The organism is Candidatus Pelagibacter sp. (genome assembly GCF_965262185.1).
Classification (GTDB): domain Bacteria; phylum Pseudomonadota; class Alphaproteobacteria; order Pelagibacterales; family Pelagibacteraceae; genus Pelagibacter.
The window spans coordinates 36,360-54,058 of record NZ_OZ253498.1 but is presented as its reverse complement, the minus strand read 5'-3'; the positions used below and the strand labels follow the sequence as shown (position 1 = coordinate 54,058).

At 29.0% G+C, this 17,699-nt stretch carries 18 protein-coding genes and 1 tRNA gene; 6 read left to right on the top strand and 13 right to left on the bottom strand.

Annotated elements, in window-relative coordinates:
- Nucleotides 1-26 precede the first annotated feature (26 nt).
- Nucleotides 27-1,016 (top strand): porphobilinogen synthase, encoded by a 990-nt coding sequence (hemB, locus tag ACQY31_RS00330; protein WP_428080052.1) that lies wholly within the window; start codon nucleotides 27-29, stop codon nucleotides 1,014-1,016.
- On the opposite strand, the gene recO is transcribed toward hemB, so the two are convergent.
- The 10 genes from recO to dapA are packed head-to-tail and all read right to left on the bottom strand — an operon-like array spanning nucleotide 1,017 to nucleotide 8,339.
- The gene (gene recO / locus ACQY31_RS00325) at nucleotides 1,017-1,697 is read right to left on the bottom strand and encodes a DNA repair protein RecO (RefSeq protein WP_428080051.1); all 681 of its coding nucleotides are present in this window, start codon (nucleotides 1,695-1,697) and stop codon (nucleotides 1,017-1,019) included.
- Between the two features lie 4 nt (nucleotides 1,698-1,701).
- A complete protein-coding gene (gene rnc / locus ACQY31_RS00320) occupies nucleotides 1,702-2,364 on the bottom strand; it encodes a ribonuclease III (RefSeq protein WP_428080050.1) in 663 nt (220 codons plus the stop codon).
- Nucleotides 2,364-3,101: a signal peptidase I gene (lepB, locus tag ACQY31_RS00315; RefSeq protein WP_428080049.1), complete on the bottom strand. Its 738-nt coding sequence runs from the start codon at nucleotides 3,099-3,101 to the stop codon at nucleotides 2,364-2,366. The genes rnc and lepB overlap by 1 nt, the downstream gene beginning before the upstream one ends.
- Nucleotides 3,101-3,484 carry a holo-ACP synthase gene (acpS, locus tag ACQY31_RS00310; RefSeq protein ID WP_428080048.1) on the bottom strand — a complete coding sequence of 128 codons (384 nt, stop codon included), beginning with the start codon at nucleotides 3,482-3,484 and terminating at the stop codon, nucleotides 3,101-3,103. The genes lepB and acpS overlap by 1 nt, the downstream gene beginning before the upstream one ends.
- A complete protein-coding gene (locus ACQY31_RS00305; protein ID WP_428080047.1) occupies nucleotides 3,484-4,203 on the bottom strand; it encodes a pyridoxine 5'-phosphate synthase in 720 nt (239 codons plus the stop codon). Before ACQY31_RS00305 ends, acpS begins: the two co-directional genes overlap by 1 nt.
- Entirely contained in the window at nucleotides 4,200-4,787 is a 588-nt protein-coding gene (pyrE, locus tag ACQY31_RS00300; protein WP_428080046.1) for an orotate phosphoribosyltransferase, read from the bottom strand. Before pyrE ends, ACQY31_RS00305 begins: the two co-directional genes overlap by 4 nt.
- On the bottom strand, nucleotides 4,744-6,489 hold the full coding sequence (locus ACQY31_RS00295) for a RelA/SpoT family protein (protein ID WP_428080045.1): 1,746 nt from the start codon (nucleotides 6,487-6,489) through the stop codon (nucleotides 4,744-4,746). Before ACQY31_RS00295 ends, pyrE begins: the two co-directional genes overlap by 44 nt.
- 20 nt (nucleotides 6,490-6,509) lie before the next feature.
- Nucleotides 6,510-7,067 (bottom strand): 2-amino-4-hydroxy-6-hydroxymethyldihydropteridine diphosphokinase, encoded by a 558-nt coding sequence (folK, locus tag ACQY31_RS00290; protein ID WP_428080044.1) that lies wholly within the window; start codon nucleotides 7,065-7,067, stop codon nucleotides 6,510-6,512.
- Nucleotides 6,994-7,464 (bottom strand): SsrA-binding protein SmpB, encoded by a 471-nt coding sequence (gene smpB, locus ACQY31_RS00285; RefSeq protein ID WP_428080043.1) that lies wholly within the window; start codon nucleotides 7,462-7,464, stop codon nucleotides 6,994-6,996. Before smpB ends, folK begins: the two co-directional genes overlap by 74 nt.
- Nucleotides 7,464-8,339 (bottom strand): 4-hydroxy-tetrahydrodipicolinate synthase, encoded by an 876-nt coding sequence (gene dapA / locus ACQY31_RS00280; protein WP_428080042.1) that lies wholly within the window; start codon nucleotides 8,337-8,339, stop codon nucleotides 7,464-7,466. The genes smpB and dapA overlap by 1 nt, the downstream gene beginning before the upstream one ends.
- A gap of 43 nt (nucleotides 8,340-8,382) precedes the next feature.
- Here dapA and ACQY31_RS00275 point away from each other — a divergent pair, with 43 nt between their 5' ends.
- Nucleotides 8,383-10,569, top strand: coding sequence for a lytic transglycosylase domain-containing protein (locus tag ACQY31_RS00275; RefSeq protein ID WP_428080041.1), 2,187 nt, complete (start codon nucleotides 8,383-8,385; stop codon nucleotides 10,567-10,569).
- Here ACQY31_RS00275 and ACQY31_RS00270 read toward each other — a convergent pair.
- Nucleotides 10,570-10,661 (bottom strand) — tRNA-Ser (locus tag ACQY31_RS00270). It abuts the gene before it with no gap.
- A gap of 67 nt (nucleotides 10,662-10,728) precedes the next feature.
- Here ACQY31_RS00270 and ACQY31_RS00265 point away from each other — a divergent pair.
- From ACQY31_RS00265 to ACQY31_RS00250, 4 genes are read left to right on the top strand one after another with little or no spacing between them, the layout of a single operon-like run.
- Nucleotides 10,729-11,982: a sarcosine oxidase subunit beta family protein gene (locus tag ACQY31_RS00265; RefSeq protein ID WP_428080040.1), complete on the top strand. Its 1,254-nt coding sequence runs from the start codon at nucleotides 10,729-10,731 to the stop codon at nucleotides 11,980-11,982.
- On the top strand, nucleotides 11,982-12,257 hold the full coding sequence (locus ACQY31_RS00260) for a sarcosine oxidase subunit delta (protein ID WP_075506763.1): 276 nt from the start codon (nucleotides 11,982-11,984) through the stop codon (nucleotides 12,255-12,257). Before ACQY31_RS00265 ends, ACQY31_RS00260 begins: the two co-directional genes overlap by 1 nt.
- A gap of 5 nt (nucleotides 12,258-12,262) precedes the next feature.
- Nucleotides 12,263-15,268 carry a sarcosine oxidase subunit alpha family protein gene (locus ACQY31_RS00255; protein ID WP_428080039.1) on the top strand — a complete coding sequence of 1,002 codons (3,006 nt, stop codon included), beginning with the start codon at nucleotides 12,263-12,265 and terminating at the stop codon, nucleotides 15,266-15,268.
- On the top strand, nucleotides 15,261-15,824 hold the full coding sequence (locus ACQY31_RS00250; protein ID WP_428080038.1) for a sarcosine oxidase subunit gamma: 564 nt from the start codon (nucleotides 15,261-15,263) through the stop codon (nucleotides 15,822-15,824). The genes ACQY31_RS00255 and ACQY31_RS00250 overlap by 8 nt, the downstream gene beginning before the upstream one ends.
- A gap of 3 nt (nucleotides 15,825-15,827) precedes the next feature.
- On the opposite strand, the gene ACQY31_RS00245 is transcribed toward ACQY31_RS00250, so the two are convergent.
- Together ACQY31_RS00245 and ACQY31_RS00240 are read right to left on the bottom strand one after the other, a co-directional pair.
- Nucleotides 15,828-16,355, bottom strand: a complete 528-nt coding sequence (locus ACQY31_RS00245; protein ID WP_428080037.1) for a thermonuclease family protein — start codon at nucleotides 16,353-16,355, stop codon at nucleotides 15,828-15,830.
- Nucleotides 16,355-17,692, bottom strand: a complete 1,338-nt coding sequence (locus ACQY31_RS00240; protein WP_428080036.1) for an MATE family efflux transporter — start codon at nucleotides 17,690-17,692, stop codon at nucleotides 16,355-16,357. Before ACQY31_RS00240 ends, ACQY31_RS00245 begins: the two co-directional genes overlap by 1 nt.
- Nucleotides 17,693-17,699: the final 7 nt, after the last annotated feature.

Below are 17,699 nucleotides of genomic sequence, written 5' to 3'. Positions count from 1 at the left end.
GTCGCATTAATAAAGTAAATTTAAACATGATTGTAGGAAAATATCCAAGCCTAAGATTAAGAAGAAACAGAAAATCTTCTTGGACTAGAAAACTGATTCAGGAAAATACCATAAGTCCTAATGATTTTATTCTTCCAATTTTCCTTATTGATGGAATAAATAAAAAACAACATATAAAATCGATGCCTGGCGTCTACAGGTATTCAGTGGATAGAATCAGTCAAATTATCGACAAAGCGATAAGCAAAGGAATTCCAATGGTTGCTCTTTTCCCAAATACAAAAAAATCATTGAAAAATGAACTTGGATCAGAAGCACTAAATGAAAATAATCTTGTTTGTAGAGCATCAAGAATGATTAAAAAAAAATACAAAAATCAAATTGGAATTATGTGTGATGTTGCACTGGACCCATATACCTCTCACGGACATGACGGATTAATCAAATCTGATAAAATTTTAAATGATGAAACAATCCGAGTTTTAATAAACCAATCTTTACTTCAAGCTGAAATGGGTTGTGATGTTTTAGCTCCATCAGATATGATGGATGGGAGGATTGGTAAAATTAGAAAAGCAATCGATCAAAACAATTTCCAAGACGTTCAAATTTTATCTTATGCAGCAAAATATGCATCCAGCTTTTATGGTCCCTTTAGGGATGCTGTGGGGTCAAAAAGTTCATTAAAAGGAGATAAAAAAACATATCAAATGGATTTTAGAAATTCTGATGAAGCATTAAGAGAAGTTGCTTTAGATATAAAAGAAGGAGCTGATATGGTTATGGTTAAACCAGGAATGCCATATTTGGATATAATTAAATCAATTAAAGAAAAATTCAAAATCCCAGTTTTTGCGTATCAAGTATCTGGGGAGTACAGTCTAATAGAAAATGCTATTAATAAAAACCTTGTAAATAAAGATGCAGTGTATGAAAGCTTAGTGGCTTTCAAAAGAGCTGGTGCAAATGCGATTGTGAGTTATTACGCTGATCGAATTGACAAAATAATAAAGTAATTACCTTAATGTATTAAGAAATAACAATCTATTATTTGGAAAATTAATATTGTTTGGTTTTAAAATTGTTTTATCTAGATAATCATTAACTAACTTCAAACCTTTTAATAAAATTTTAATATCTTCAACCTCTTTATCTTTTTCTATAAGAAAGTTTGGAACATATTTTTTTTCATTTGATGATGAAACATAGTAAACAGTTTCGTTATTTTCGGTATCTTTCTCTACTAAATTTTCTAATTCTAAATCATAACCTAATATTTTGAGTAATTCTAATTCCCAAAAAATATATTTTTTTAACCAATTTTTATCTTGTAAAATTAAAAAGAAATTCTGAATTATGAAAAAAACTTTTTCATTTGATTGTGCGTCTGCTGTTAAAATTTTAATCAAATTCATTGCAGAGGTTAGGCATGATAATTTTTGCTTATCATCAAAATACAAAGGGCTATAAGCATTTAAAATTTCAACTTTAAAGTAACCAATTCTATTTTCATTTTTTGAATTATAATTAACATGCAGTTTATTTCCTATTTGAAGGTAATTTTTAATTTTTTTTGATGTACCACCAAAAATGATACCTGAAACTTTACCCTTTTCTTTGGTAAAGATTTCTACAATCAGAGAGTTTTCGTTGTATCTATTTTTACTTAATAAAAAACATTCATCAGACCAATTCATATTATTAATTTAAACTTTTCAAACACTCTGTAGCAGCACTTTGTTCGGCATTTTTTTTTGAATTGCCAATCCCAATAAAGTATTTTGTATTAGGTAATTTTACTCCCACCTTGAATACAGGCTTGTGTCTTGGACCAGTATTTGAGATTAATTTATATTTAGGAAGACTTTTAAATTTTTTTAATGATTGTTCTTGTAACTTTGTTTTAGCATCAATTTCTGTAACAACACTGTCACTAATTTTAGCCTCCCAATGCTTTAAAATAAACTTTTCAACAACATTGAAACCTTTATCGAGATAAATTGCTCCTATTAAAGCTTCGCAACTGTCTGCAATAATTTTATCCTCTATTTTGATTTTTTTATTTTTAGGATTAAAAGTTTTAATATATTTTTCTAAATTAATTGATTTTGCAATTTCAAGACAAGATTTTTTATTAACAAGTGAAGCAAATTTCTTATCAAGTATTCCCTCTTTTTCATTAGGATAAATTTCTAATAATTTTTTAGCCATGACCAGTCCTAATACACGATCACCTAAAAATTCAATTTTTTCATTATTTTTAGAGGAATTAAAACTTTTATGAGTAAGAGATTGGTCTAATAAATTTTTATTTTTAAAAACTATATTTATTTTTTTTTCTAATTCTTGATACTTTATTTTCATTAATTAATAACATTAAAGGTTCTTTTAAATCTTATAGATTTATGCCATTTCCAAAATTCAATAAAACTTCCAATTTTTTTATCAGATGAAAAAAAAATAAATTGAGCCTTACCAACCAAGTTATCTTTATGAACATAACCAACACTTGAAAGAAATCTGCTATCTTTAGAACAATCTCTATTATCACCTAAAAAGAAATAATGATCATCTGGAACTGTAAAAACATCTGAATTTTGATAGGTATAATTTTTTAAATAAACTGTATGAAATTTTTTACCATTAGGTAATTTTTCCTCAAACTTTAAGACATCTATTATTGTGTCACCACAATAAATTTTTGTTTTAAGTGGGATTTTAGATTTAAGTATTTCGCTACTATTTAAATATAGATTTGCATCAATAAACTGAATTTTATCTCCTGGCAGCCCAATTAAACGTTTTATATAATCTGTTCTATTATCAGCTGGTGTTTTAAATACAATTACATCCCCTCTTTCAGGACTTCTAAACATTATTCTTTTACTAAGTATTGGCGGACTAAAAGGGAAAGAATGTTTGCTATACCCATATGAATATTTCGTAACAAATAATCTGTCACCTACAAGTAATGTGGGTTCCATCGAAGAAGAAGGTATATAAAAAGGTTGCACTAAAAGTGATCTAATTATTACTGCTATTATCAAAGCATAAAATAAAGTTTTTATATTTTCTGAAAAAAAATTTTTATCTAGTTTCATTATGATTGAATAATAGCAAATGCTGTTGAATATTTTTTTTCATCAGAAATAGAGAGAAAACATTTATATTTTTTTATTTTAAATTTGTTTTGGATCATTTTGGTGATTTTTTTATTTGTAACATAATTTGGTTTACCCATTTTATCGTTAACTACTTCTATATCTTTAAAGTTCAATTTCATTCTAAATCCGGTACCCAAAGCTTTTGAAAATGCTTCTTTTGCTGCAAATCTTTTTGAAAAAAAAGCCACTTTATTCTTTATTAAGTTTGATTGTCTTTGTTCTCTCACACTAAAAACTCGATTAATAAAAGATTTACTTTTTATAGCTTCTTTAATTCTTTTATTTTCAATTATATCAACTCCAATACCTAAAATTTTCATTAATTTTTAATAATTTTTTTAAAATCTTTAATTACTTTGGGTAGACCATAAAATATCGACTCTCCAATAATAAAATGTCCTATATTGAATTCCTCTATTTCTTTAATTTTTGTTAAAATTTTAGTAGTTTTGTAATCTAAACCATGACCTGCATGTACTTCTATATCTAGTTTAGATGCAAGTTTTGAGCTTTGTTTAATTCTATTTAATTCGCTTGAAAAATTTTTATGCGATTTAACATGATTAGCTAGTTTTCCAGTGTGAATTTCAACACAATCCACATTTAATTTTTTTGAAAGTTTAATATCATTTAAGTTGGGGTTGATAAATAAACTAGTTCTAATATTTGACTTTTTAAATTTAAAAATTATTTCTTTTAATTTTTTATAATTATCTTTTAGATTTAAGCCACCTTCTGTAGTTATTTCTTTTCTATTTTCTGGAACAATACAAATGTAATTTGGTTTATATTTTAAAGCTTTTTTAATTATTTCACTATTCATTGAGACTTCAAGATTAACTAACACTTTATTTAAGGCGCAAATCTTCTTAGCATCTAAATCATTTATGTGCCTTCTATCTTCTCTTAAATGAATAGTTACAGAGTCTGCGCCCAATTTTATAACTTCTTTTGCTGCAAAAACAGGATTTGGATGTTTTTCACCACGTGCATTACGCAGTGTTGCAATATGATCTATATTTACGCCTAGTCTTTTCACTGAATAAATCTACTTCCTGGAGTGGTAATGGGAATTGATTTTAGAGATTTAGGTATATTTTTAAGGTTATAGCTAGGAACATCTATTTTTAAATGAGAAACAATTTTATTTTTTATTTTCAGAGATTTTTTTGTTGATCTGTCAATTATAGAAGCAAAACCAACAAGTTTTGCGTTTGATTTTTTTATAAGTTTCACACATTCCAAACTGGATTTACCAGTTGTAATCACATCTTCTATAATTAAAACCCTTGCGCCCTTTTTTATACTAAAGCCTCTTCTGAGAGTGAATTTTCCATTTACCCTTTCGCAAAAAATTGTTTCTTTTTTTAAAATTTTACCAATTTCATAACCTATGATCACGCCACCCATTGCAGGAGCAAGTATTAAATCAATTTTTTTAAAATTTTTTTTAATTTTATTTGCTAATGATTTACAAATTTTGTCAGCTAAATTAGGAAAGCTTAAAAGTTTAGCACATTGAATATACTTTGGAGAGTGAAGTCCTGAGGATAAAACAAAATGTCCTTCTAATAACGCATCAGTCTTTTTTAAAATATTTAAGGATTTTTTGAGTGAAAGCATTTCTTTTTTCTTCGTGTCTAATTATCTTAAATTTTATACCTTTTTGCTTTAGCTCTGCAATAAAATTTGTAAAATTCTTAAGATTTCTAATTATTAATCTAAATTTAAAGTTAATGTAGTTTGGGTTTTTACCTGCCATCTCTAAATTAGAAATGTTAAGTTTATGTCTTCCAATTAAAGAACTTATATCACCAAGTTGACCAGGTTTATCTGGCAGTGAAATCCATAGTGTAGTGTTATATTTTTTTGTTTTTTCCTCTTTTTGCTCACCTTTATCATGCCAATATCTTCTAATAGCAGCTCTTGCTTTACCTGTTTTGGTAGTAGGTATCCAATGTAAAGATGGTGAACTATTTTTAGATGTAAGAATATTAACCCTATCACCATTTCTTAATATTGTTTGTAATTCACTGTTATTTCCATTTACTTCACATCCAATTGCAGAATTACCAATTTTAGTGTGCACAGCATAAGCAAAATCGATTGCTGTTGCATCTTTTGGTAATTTGATAACAGATCCCTTTGGTGTGAAGCAAAAGACATTTTCCTGAAACATTTGAAGCTTTGTATACTCATAAGAGTCCTCAGGATTTTCATTTTTTTCAATAATCTCAACCAAATCTTTTAACCAATCATACTCTTTCCAACTTAATGAATTAAATTTTTCAGAAGATTTATATTGCCAATGCGATGCAACACCTCTCTCTGCAAAGTCATGCATTTTTTTTGTTCTAATTTGAATCTCTATAGGCTTTTTATTTGAACCAATTACTGAAGTGTGAATTGATTTATATCCATTTATTTTAGGCGAAGAAATATAATCTTTAAATTTGCCAGGTATACAGTTCCATTTCTTATGAAATATGCCAAGTGTTTTATAACAATCATCAATAGTATCTAATATAATCCTAAATCCAATGATGTCTGTAATCTGCTCTAAAGAAACTCTTTTTTTTTGAACTTTTCTCCATATTGAAAATGGAGTTTTTTCTCTTCCATATATTTCTGAATTAATTTTGTGATCGTTCAATAACTCACTAAGTTCATATGATTGCTCTTTAAAAATATCTTTTTTATCTAATTTTATTTCATCAAGTCTTTTCTTTATCAATTTTCTTGCATCAAAATTTAAAATTTCAAATGACAAATCTTCAAGCTCATCACGTATTCGGTGCATACCCATTCTATCTGTCAATGGAGCATAAATTTCCATTGTTTCTTGTGCAATCCTTTGTCTTTTTTCCTCTTTAGTAATTGCTTTAATCGTTCTCATGTTATGTAATCTGTCGGCAATTTTCACTAACAATACTCTAATATCTTTTGATGTTGCTAAAATTAATTTTCTAAAATTTTCTACTTTAGAATTTGATCCAGCTGTATTTTCAAAAACAGATATTTTGGTAACACCATTAACTAAATCAGCAACTTCATCGCCAAATTCAGCTTTTATTGTTTCATAAGTTGCAAAGGTATCTTCAATAGTGTCATGCAATAACCCAGTGGCAATTGTAGCACTGTCTAATTTTAACTCTGTTAAAATATTTGCAACTTCAATTGGATGCACAGAGTAAGGATCACCGGAAGCTCTCTTTTGACTCTTATGAGCCTTGACAGCAAAATTATAAGCTTTATCTAGTTTTTCAGGATTTAAAAATTTATTATAATTTTTAACTTTATTAATTAGTTCATTAGAATTCAGCATAACTTTATTATAACATTAATTTAAATTTGTTTAATAGACCTAATGTCTCCTTGGGAGATTGAAGAAATCAAGCTTTTAAGATCTTTTTTAATAATTGGATGATGCCATTCTTTTTGAATTTCAAAAAAAGGGATAAGTACAAAATTTCTTTTATGCATAAGCTTATGAGGCAAAGTTAATTTGTTTTTTACTTTTAAAACCTTTTTATTAAAATCGATTATGTCAATATCACAGATACGTGGATCATTTTTTTTACCTTTTTTTCTTCCTAATAAAATTTCAATTTTCTTACATATTTTAAGGAGACTTTCTGGATCGTGATAAAATTTTGCCTTAATGACTATATTTAAAAATTTAGGTTTTTTAGGGTCAGGCCAAGAAGGTGTTTCATAAAAACTTGAGATAGATAAAAAATCCAGATTATTTTTGTTTAAGTGGGATTTTGCAATTTCTATATTTTTTTTTCTATCACCTAAATTAGAGCCAATACCTAAATAAACAATTTTAGCTTGATTTTCTAATATATCTTGCTTTTTCACGGTTCCAGTCTCTACTCTTTTTTGTTGCTCTTTTATCATATTGCTTCTTTCCTTTAGCAACTGCTAATTCGATTTTGGCCTTCCCTTTTTTAAAATACATTTTGGTTGGAACAATAGTAAATCCATCTCTTTGCATTTTTCCAATTAATTTGTTTATTTCTCTTTTGTTTAACAGTAACTTTCTTTCATCGGTTGGGTTATGATTGGAATAACTTGCTTGTTTATAAGGTGATATGTGAGAATTAATTAAAATTATTTCTCCATTTTTTTCAACTGCATAAGAGTCTGCTATATTAACTTTTCCATCTCTTACTGATTTAATTTCAGAACCTTTAAGAACAATTCCTGCTTCTAATATATCCTCAAAAGAATAATTAAAACTAGCTTTCCTATTTAAACAAATTATTTTTAAACCAGAATTGGTTTTTTTGTTCATTAAATCAATTTTGCTGACTGAAGAGACTTTTTAACAATTTCCTTAGTTTGTTCAGTAACTTTTACCAGAGGTAATCTAACATCATCTTCGCACAGATTTAATAATTTAGCAGCATATTTTACTGGACTAGGATTACTTTCAACAAACATTGAATGATGAATTGGCTGTAAAATTTTATCTAATTTTTCAGCTTCACTAATATCATTTTCAGATTTAGAAAATTTTTGAAAATCTGAACAAAGTTTTGGCGCTATGTTTGCTGTTACACTTATTGCGCCTACTCCACCTCTTTTATTAAATTCTAGCGCATTGTCATCATTACCAGTCAATTGAATAAATTCTTTACCCATTTTTGATAACTGTTGATCAACCCTGTCCAAATCTCCAGTGGCATCTTTTACACCAACTATATTTTTCAACTCGAACAGTCTTGCCATTGTATCAACATTCATATCTATAACTGATCTACCTGGAATATTATAAATTATTATTGGTATCCCACATTTGTCATTTATAGCTTTATAATGTTGGTACAAACCTTCTTGCGTAGGTTTATTATAATATGGAGTTACAATGAGAGCACCATTTGCACCCACCTTTTCAGCGTGTGAGGTTAAAGAAATAGCTTCCTCAGTAGAATTTGAACCTGTTCCAGCAATAACTGGAATTTTTCCATTACTTTCTTTTATGCAGAGATCAATTACTTTTTGATGTTCATCATGACTTAATGTTGGGGATTCTCCTGTTGTACCAGCAGGTACAAGCCCACTAGTTCCATTTTCAATATGAAAATGTATTAATTTAATATACGCCTCCTCATCTAAGAGATTGTTTTTAAACGGCGTAATTAAAGCAACATTTGATCCTTTGAACATAAATACTTATAACATAGTTTAAAGATTCATATACCAAAAGATTATGTTTAAAAAATTATTATTTTTAATAATAACTTCCTTGATAAGCTTTAATTTTAGTTGGGCACAGATTGTACCTTTAAAAAAACCATCGCTATCCTCTGAGGAATTAAATAAAAAAATAATATTAAACACAATCAAACCTCTAAAAAAACCTTCAAAAGTTAAAGTTGAGAAAAAGGTACCTAAAAAAGAAACCAAACTTAGTTTGCTTTTACCTAAAAAAAAACCAGTTATAAGCGGATTATTCAATTCAGAAACAATAAAAATTTCTAAATTTTATAATAAAAAAGACTTTGGGATTGCAAAAAAAGCTATAAGAGAGATGCGAAAAGGACAGTGGAAATCTGCAATTAAAATCTCAAAAAAAGCTAAAGATAAATCTATATATAATTTTATCAAATGGAGACATTTATTAACAACAGGAAATCAAGAATCCTTTTTTGATTACCAAGTCTTTATCAAAAAAAATTCACATTATCCAAGAATAGATAGATTGAGGTATTTAGCTGAGCACAAACTTTCAACAGAAAAAGTTTCTCCAAGAAAAATAATTAATTGGTTTTCAAAAAATGAGCCCTTAAGTGGATATGGTAAAATGATTTTGGGTGAAAGTCATATTTTATCAGGGGACAAAGCAAAAGGAATTAGTCTAATTAAAAATGGATGGATTTCTGCAGATTTATCAAAAAGTGAATTAAGGTTTTTCAGAAAAAAATATAAAAAATATCTTAATGCAGATGATTATATTAAAAGAGCTGATCATCTAGCATGGAATGGTGATCATTGGGATTTAAAAAGATTAATCAGATATTTACCTAAAGAGTATGAATTACTCTATAATGCAAGACATATTTTGATGACCAAAGGATATGGTGTAGATCAAGCAATTAAAAATGTTCCAAAAAAATTAAAAAATGATGCTGGATTAAACTATGATCGTTTAAAGTGGAGAAGAAAAAAAGGACGATTGGAGTCTTCTATTGAAATTTTGCTCAAGATAAGAAATGATAAAGATTATTTAGTTAGACCTGACAAATGGTGGAAAGAAAGAGAAATCATTTCTCGAAAGTTAATTTATAAAAAACAATATGAATTAGCTTATAAAATTAGCAGCAATCATGGAATGTCTGAAGGGTCTGAATTTGCAGAGGCAGAATGGATGAGTGGTTGGATAGCACTAAGTTTTTTAAATGATCCACTTCTTGCTAAAGATCATTTTAAAAACTTTTTTGATAATGTTAATTATCCAATAAGTGTTGCAAGGGGTGCATATTGGTTAGGTAGATCATATGAAAAACTAAAAGATAAAGATCAATCGGAAAAATGGTATAAAGAGGCTACAAAATATTTAACTACATATTACGGACAACTAGCATTTTTAAAAATTAATCCTAATGGAAAATTTGAACTTGATAAAACAATTTTGGTTGAAGATGAATACAGAAAAGCTTTTTTTAATAAAGAATTAGTAAAAATCACACATCTTTTACATGAGTTAAAGAAAGACAAATATACAAAATTTATCTTAAGACATCTTGCTAATGATAACGTTTCTGAAGGCAGTGAACTTTTAGCTGCTGAACTTGCTACCAGTATCAGTAGATATGATTTTGCAATACAAATATCAAAAATTGCCTCTTATCAAAAAAGATTTCATAACAAATACAATTATCCATTAATAAGCACACCGAAATACATTAATGGAAGAAAGATTCCTGAAAGTGCGTTAATTTTATCAATTATAAGACAAGAAAGTGAATTTGATTTAAAAGCAAATAGTCATGCTGGTGCAAAAGGTTTAATGCAATTAATGCCTTACACAGCAAAATTAGTTGCTAAACAAGCAAAGCTTCCTTATGCAAATTCTCGATTAACAACCGATCCAGAGTACAATATAAATTTAGGGTCTCATTATATTGCTGGTTTAATTCAGCAATATGATGGTTCTTATCCATTTGCAATAGCTGCGTACAATGCTGGTCCAAATAGAGTTAAATATTGGAAAAAATTAAATAAGGACCCACAAAAAAAACAAATAAATTATGTTGATTGGGTTGAGCTGATTAAATTTAGAGAGACTAGAAACTATGTTCAGCGTGTATTGGAAAATTATAATGTGTACAGATATGTGCTGGAACAAAATCCAATAGTAATGAAAGATTTTTTTAAAGATCAGCCTTTATATTAGTGGCGGAGAGAGAGGGATTCGAACCCTCGGTACAAGTTTCCTCGCACGGTCATTTAGCAAACGACTGGTTTCAGCCTCTCACCCATCTCTCCGTATGACATTGTGTAATAAGTGATTTTATTGAAAATTCAATATTTATAAAGTAATTATTCAATTATTATGGGAAATAAATACTCAGTATTTTCATTAATCAAAAACGCTCTTTCATACCATGAGAATTGGCAAAGAGCATGGAAAGACCCTACTCCAAAAAAAGAGTATGATGCTGTCATAGTTGGTGGAGGTGGTCATGGTTTAGCGACAGCATACTATTTAGCAAAAAAACACGATATGAAAAATATTGCTGTTGTTGAAAAAGGATGGATTGGTGGAGGAAACACTGGTCGTAATACTACAATTATTAGATCGAATTATTTATGGGACGCTAGTGCTGGACTTTATGATCACGCGCTAAAAATTTGGGAAGGATTATCTCAAGAGTTAAACTACAATGTAATGTTTAGTCAAAGAGGTGTAATGAATCTTGCTCACAATTTGCAAGATGTAAGAGATTTAAAAAGAAGAACACACGCAAATAGACTAAATGGTATTGATGCTGTTTACTTGAGTACAGAAGAAGTTAAAAAGTTTTGTCCAATTATAAATACATCTCAAGATATAAGATATCCAGTACTTGGTGGTACGTTACAAAGAAGAGCTGGTACAGCAAGACATGATGCTGTTGCCTGGGGTTATGCTAGAGGTGCTGATGAAATGGGTGTTGATATAATTCAAAATTGTGAAGTAAAAGGTATAAAAAGAAATAGTGATAGTGTTGAAGGTTTAGAAACAACAAAAGGATTTATTAAAACAAAAAAAATTGGAGTTGTGGCAGCCGGACATTCAAGTGTGATCGCTAATATGGCTGGAATAAGACTTCCTTTAGAAAGCAAACCTCTTCAAGCACTAGTGTCAGAACCTGTGAAACCAATTATAGATACAGTTGTAATGTCAAACGCTGTGCACGCTTACGTAAGTCAATCTGATAAAGGTGAATTAGTTATTGGTGCTGGAACAGATGATTATGTTTCATATACTCAAAAAGGAAGTCATCAAATAGTTGAAGGTACTCTAAATGCTATTTTAGAATTGTATCCAATTTTTAGTCGTATGAGAATGTTAAGACAATGGGGAGGAATTGTGGATATATGTCCTGATGCAAGTCCAATATTAAGTAAAACTTCTATCAAAGGACTTTATTTTAATTGTGGTTGGGGTACAGGAGGTTTTAAAGCTACACCTGGATCAGGAGATTTGTTTGCACACACAATTGCTAATGATGAGCCACATAAACTTAATGCAGCATTCAATTTAAATAGATTTGTAAGTGGAGACCTTGTTGATGAACATGGTGCTGCAGCAGTTGCTCACTAATGTTTGTTATTAATTGTCCATATTGTGGTGAGAGAGATCAGCAAGAATTTAAAGCTGGTGGTGAAGCTCATATTGAAAGACCAAAACAACCAACAGAACTTAGTGATGATGAATGGGCAGAATATTTATTTATGAGAAAAAATATTAAAGGTGTTCAATATGAAAGATGGAACCATGCTCATGGTTGTCGTAAATGGTTTAATATGATTAGAGACACTTCGAATGATGAGATTAAAGCAATCTATAAAATGGGAGAAAAACCTCCTTCGATATAAAACAAATGTCAGAAAATTTAAGAGTTAAATCTAGCCAATATATTGATGAAACAACAAGAGTTTCGTTTAAATTTAATGGTACCACTTATTATGGATTTAAAGGAGACACACTTGCCTCTGCTTTATTGGCAAATAATGTACATTTAGTAGGTAGGAGTTTTAAATACCATAGACCAAGAGGTATAATGACATCAGGTTCTGAGGAACCCAATGCAATTGTTCAAATTAATCCCAATACTAATAGAACTGAACCCAATGTTAGGGCAACTGAAGTTGAAATATATGAAGGAATGGAGGCATCAAGTCAAAATTGCTGGCCAAGTGTAAATTTTGATATTGGTGGAATAAATAATTTTTTATCCCCCTTATTTCCTGCAGGATTTTATTACAAAACATTTATGTGGCCTGCAAGCTTCTGGGAAAAATATGAATACTTTATAAGACACTCAGCAGGGCTGGGGAAATCACCAACATCAAACGATCCTGACATTTACGATCACAGATATATTCATTGTGATGTTCTTGTAGTTGGCGCAGGTATATCTGGGATTCTAGCAGCTAAAAATGCTGCGAAGAATAACTACAAAACTTTACTTTTAGATGAAAAAAATGAATTGGGAGGATCAACTATTTATGAAAACAATGAAAGTAATAAAATTGATAACAAAATTTCATCTGAATGGTTAAAAAAAGAAATTGAAGAACTTAAAAATATTAAAAATTTAGAAATAAAAACTAGAACAAGTGTTGCTGCGTACCATCAATATAATTATTTGCTAGCAAGAGAGAACTTAACAGATCATTTAGAAAAAAAAGATAAGACAAATAAAATTAGACAAAGGTTACTTAAAATAAGAGCAAAGAAGGTAATTTTGGCAACAGGTGCTTTGGAAAGACCGATGGTATTTAACAATAATGATAGACCTGGAATAATGCTTTCTTCTGCAATTAAAAAATATAGTGATTTTTATGGTGTTGCTTGTGGCAGCAAAATTGTTTTCTTTACAAATAATGATAGTGCATATGAAAGTGCACTTTCATTAAACGATAAAGGTATAAAAGTAGAAGCAGTAGTTGATATTAGAAAGCAATCCGAAACAAATTTAGAAAAAAAAGTTATTGATGCAGGTATAAAAATATACTGGGAACATACAGTTGTTGATACCTCTGGTTATAAAAGACTGAACAATGTTTCAATAATGAAACTATCAAATGATGGAACTTCAGTAACTGGAAATAAAATTTCTATTTCATGTGATTGTTTAGGGGTTGCTGGTGGATGGACTCCAACTGTTCACCTATGTACTCAGTCAGGTAGTAAACTTGCTTTTGATGAAGATAAAAAAATATTTATTCCAAATAAAAATAATTCAAATCAAATAAGTGTTGGATCTTGTTGTGGTGATTTTAAGCTTGATGAAATATTTAAAAACTTAAATGAAAAACTAAAAGATTTTTTAGATATAAATAAAACAGATTTTGAAAATATTACTGTTAATAACGACCAAGAGATTTCAAAAAGAAATATATGGTTATTACCGTCTGATAAAACTTTAGGCAAAACTAAGCCTTTTGTTGATTATCAAAATGATGCAACTGCAAAAGATATAAAATTAGCACTAAGAGAGGGTTTTAGATCTATTGAGCATGTCAAAAGATATACAACAACTGGGATGGGAACTGATCAAGGAAAATTAGGAAATATGCATGCTTTGGGAATTATAGCAGATACAGCAGGTGTTAAGATGGGAGAACTTGGAACAACTACTTTTAGACCTCCTTATACTCCTTTAACATTTGGAACAATTGTCGGACGTAATGTTGGTAAGTTTTTTGATATTTTTCGAAGAACACCTATGAATGATTGGCATGTTGAACAAAAAGCAGAATTTGAAAATGTTGGTCAGTGGAAAAGAGCTTGGTACTACCCTATTAATGGTGAAAGTATGCACCAAGCAGTTCAAAGAGAAAGCAAAGCCGCAAGAGAAAGTTCAGGAATATTGGATGCGTCCACACTTGGTAAGATTGATATACAAGGAAGTGATGCTTCAGAGTTTTTAAATAGAGTTTACACAAATGCATGGTCAAAACTTGGTATTGGCAAATGTAGATATGGTTTAATGTTGAATGAAGATGGTATGGTATATGACGATGGTGTTACTACAAGATTAGGCGAAAATCACTATCTAATGACAACAACCACTGGTGGGGCAGCAAATGTTCTTGGAAAATTAGAGGATTACCTTCAAACTGAATGGCCAGAATTAGATGTATATTTAACTTCAGTTACAGATCAATTTGCTACAGCAAGTTTGTGTGGCCCTAATAGTAAAAAAATTCTTAAAAAAATTATTCCTGATTTAGATTTATCTGATGAAAATTTTCCACACATGTCTTTTAAAGAAACAAAAATCGGAAGTATTGTTTGCAGAATTATGAGAATAAGTTTCACAGGTGAGCAAAGTTTTGAAATTAACGTGCAAGCAAGTTATGGAAAAGATCTATGGGAGAAATGTATAGAGGCTGGTAAAGAATTTAATATTACTCCTTATGGTACAGAGACTATGCACTTACTGAGAGCTGAAAAAGGTTTCATTATTGTTGGCCAAGATACAGATGGAACAATGACACCAATAGATTTACAGATGGATTGGATTGTTAGTAAAAAGAAATATGATTTTATTGGCAAAAGATCTCTTTACAGATCAGATACTATGAGAGAAGACAGAAAACAATTGGTAGGATTATTAACAGATGACCCAAAAGTTGTATTAGAGGAAGGAGCACAAATTGTTTCTGAACTAAATAAAAATCCTGTTGAAATGCTTGGTCATGTTACATCAAGTTACTTTAGTCCAAATTTAAATAAATCTATAGCCCTAGCCGTTGTCAGAGGTGGGAAAGATATGATGGGTAAAAAATTATATATCCCTATGGAAGATAAAACAATTAATGTAACTGTTTCAAATCCAGTATTTTTTGATCAAACTAATGAGAGATTAAATGCTTAGTTATAATCAAGTAACAAATAGTGAAATTAATAACAACGGTGTTTCCGTAAAGGAAATTGCACCAATAATGAAATTAAATTTAAGGGGCAAAACAAGAGAATTTTTTACAAATGTAGGAAAAAGCTTAAATATGATTTTGCCAACAGAAGCAAATACATCTTCATCTAGTGATAAACTTACTGCGATATGGTTAAGTCCAGATGAATGGATGATTGTATCAAATGAGACTACTAGTAAAGAAACCAATACATACCAATTAAACGATATATTATTTAACAATATTTCAAAAACATCATTAGGAGCAGTAACCGATGTAACTGACCAATTTGTTCAATTAGAGATAAAAGGTGGTAAAATATATGAACTTTTTTCTTCAGGATGTCCTTTTAATTTTAATTTATTTCGTGAAAAAAAAGGGTCAACAACTCAAACTTTGCTAAATCATATAGATGTAATTATTCACAATAAAGACAAAGATTTTGTTAATTTATTTGTTAGAAGATCATTTGCTAAACATCTTTGGGAATGGATGGAAGATAGCTCTTCAAGATTATAAAGATTAATTTTTACGCCTATAATCCCACGGCATTTCAAATTTACCTTGCCAAATACCTAATTTGTTATTTTTGGCATTAATTTCATCTGAAACATATTTTTTAGAATACTTTCTATATGCTACTGCATAACCATTTGAAACCATCCAAGAATTTAAATTTATATTTCTTTCAAAACACTCTCCTATTAACCTTTTATACCTATCAACATCCAAAATATTACAATTTAATTTTTGTTTATTAATCTTTTTAATTAACTTTTGAGTAGATACTTCTCCACACATATAATCTTTAGTAAAAGACAAAAAAGATATTATTAAATAAGTTTTTTTACATTTTTGTTTTTTTTCAGGCGCATCAATACCGAATAATCTAATTTTTTTTGAATTGATCTTAATTGTATCTCCATCAACAACTTTAGCAAAACCTGATATTTTATTTATATTTTCAGATTTTACATCGTTATATGTAAGTATAAAAAATAAAGATGAAATAATTATCAAAATTATCAATTTCTTTTTTGTATAAAACATTAACCAGTAGTTAATTTATTGTTAATATAATATTTAACATAAAAGAATAGTAAGATTGATATTAACCATTGCAATATTGCCCATATATAAAAGAAAGTTTTAAAATCAGCATCAATAGAATGTGCTATATAATAAGATAAAAAAGGAACCAAAACGTTCCTTAATATATTGTTAATCATTGCTTTCTCAGATTTTTTTAAAGCCATAAAAAAACCATTTGATAGAAAAAAAATTGGGTATGCTGGTAAGATAAATGCAGAAATCTTTAAATACATTGATCCATATTCAATAACCTCACTGTTGGATGAGAAAAATTTTGGCATTAGATCTGCAGTCACAAATACCAATACTCCAGACGCTAACATTATAGCCAAGCCGTATTTTACTGATGTAAAATAAGATTGTTTTACTCTATCATAATATTTCGCACCAATATTCTGTGCAATAATTGATATGATTGCTGTATTGATCCCCAATACAGGCAACAAGACAACCTGCTCTATCCTTGTTGCTGCTCCATAACCAGCTACAGCATATTCTCCTGTAAATGCAACATAAGTAAATACGATAGTTGCAGCAATTGAGTACCCAAGAATAGCTATTGTGATTGGCATTGATTGGAAGAAAATATTTTTAATGTAGAAAAATTTAATCTTAAAATTTTGAACATTGATCTCTTTAATGCGTTTATTTTTTAACAATTTAATTAAAACCATTATTAGAGAAAGAAATTGAGCAATCAAAGTTGCATAACCTATGCCTGCAACACCAAAAGCTGGGATAAATAAAAATCCAAATATAAAAATTGGATTTAATAAAATGTTTAAAAAAAAAGATAATATAAGAGCTTTTCTATATGTAACTGTATCTCCCTCAGCATGAAGAAATGAGTTTAAAGCAACAACCAGAATAAAGAGAATAGTTCCATAAAATATTACATTAGTATACTCAAGGCCAAGAGTAGTTACTTCTCTTGATGAATTCATGGTTAAAAATAATTTTTCAGAGAAACTAAATCCAATTATTGATACAATTATTGAAATTATTACTGAATAAAGAATGATATTCGTAAAATAACCTAATATATTTTTTTCGTTTTTTTCCCCAATGCTACTACCAATTAACGAAGTGCCAGCAACAGTGACACCAATAGACGTAGCAATAATTAGAAAGTAGATTGGAAAGGATTTACTTAATGCAGATAAAGCTTCAGGCGAAATTTTCCCAGCATAAAAAGTATCAACTAAAGTGTATAATGTTTGAAATAATGTTCCAACACTTGCTGGTATTGCAAGTTTTTTTATAAGTTGAGAGACGTCATCTTTTAATAAATTCATTTATTTA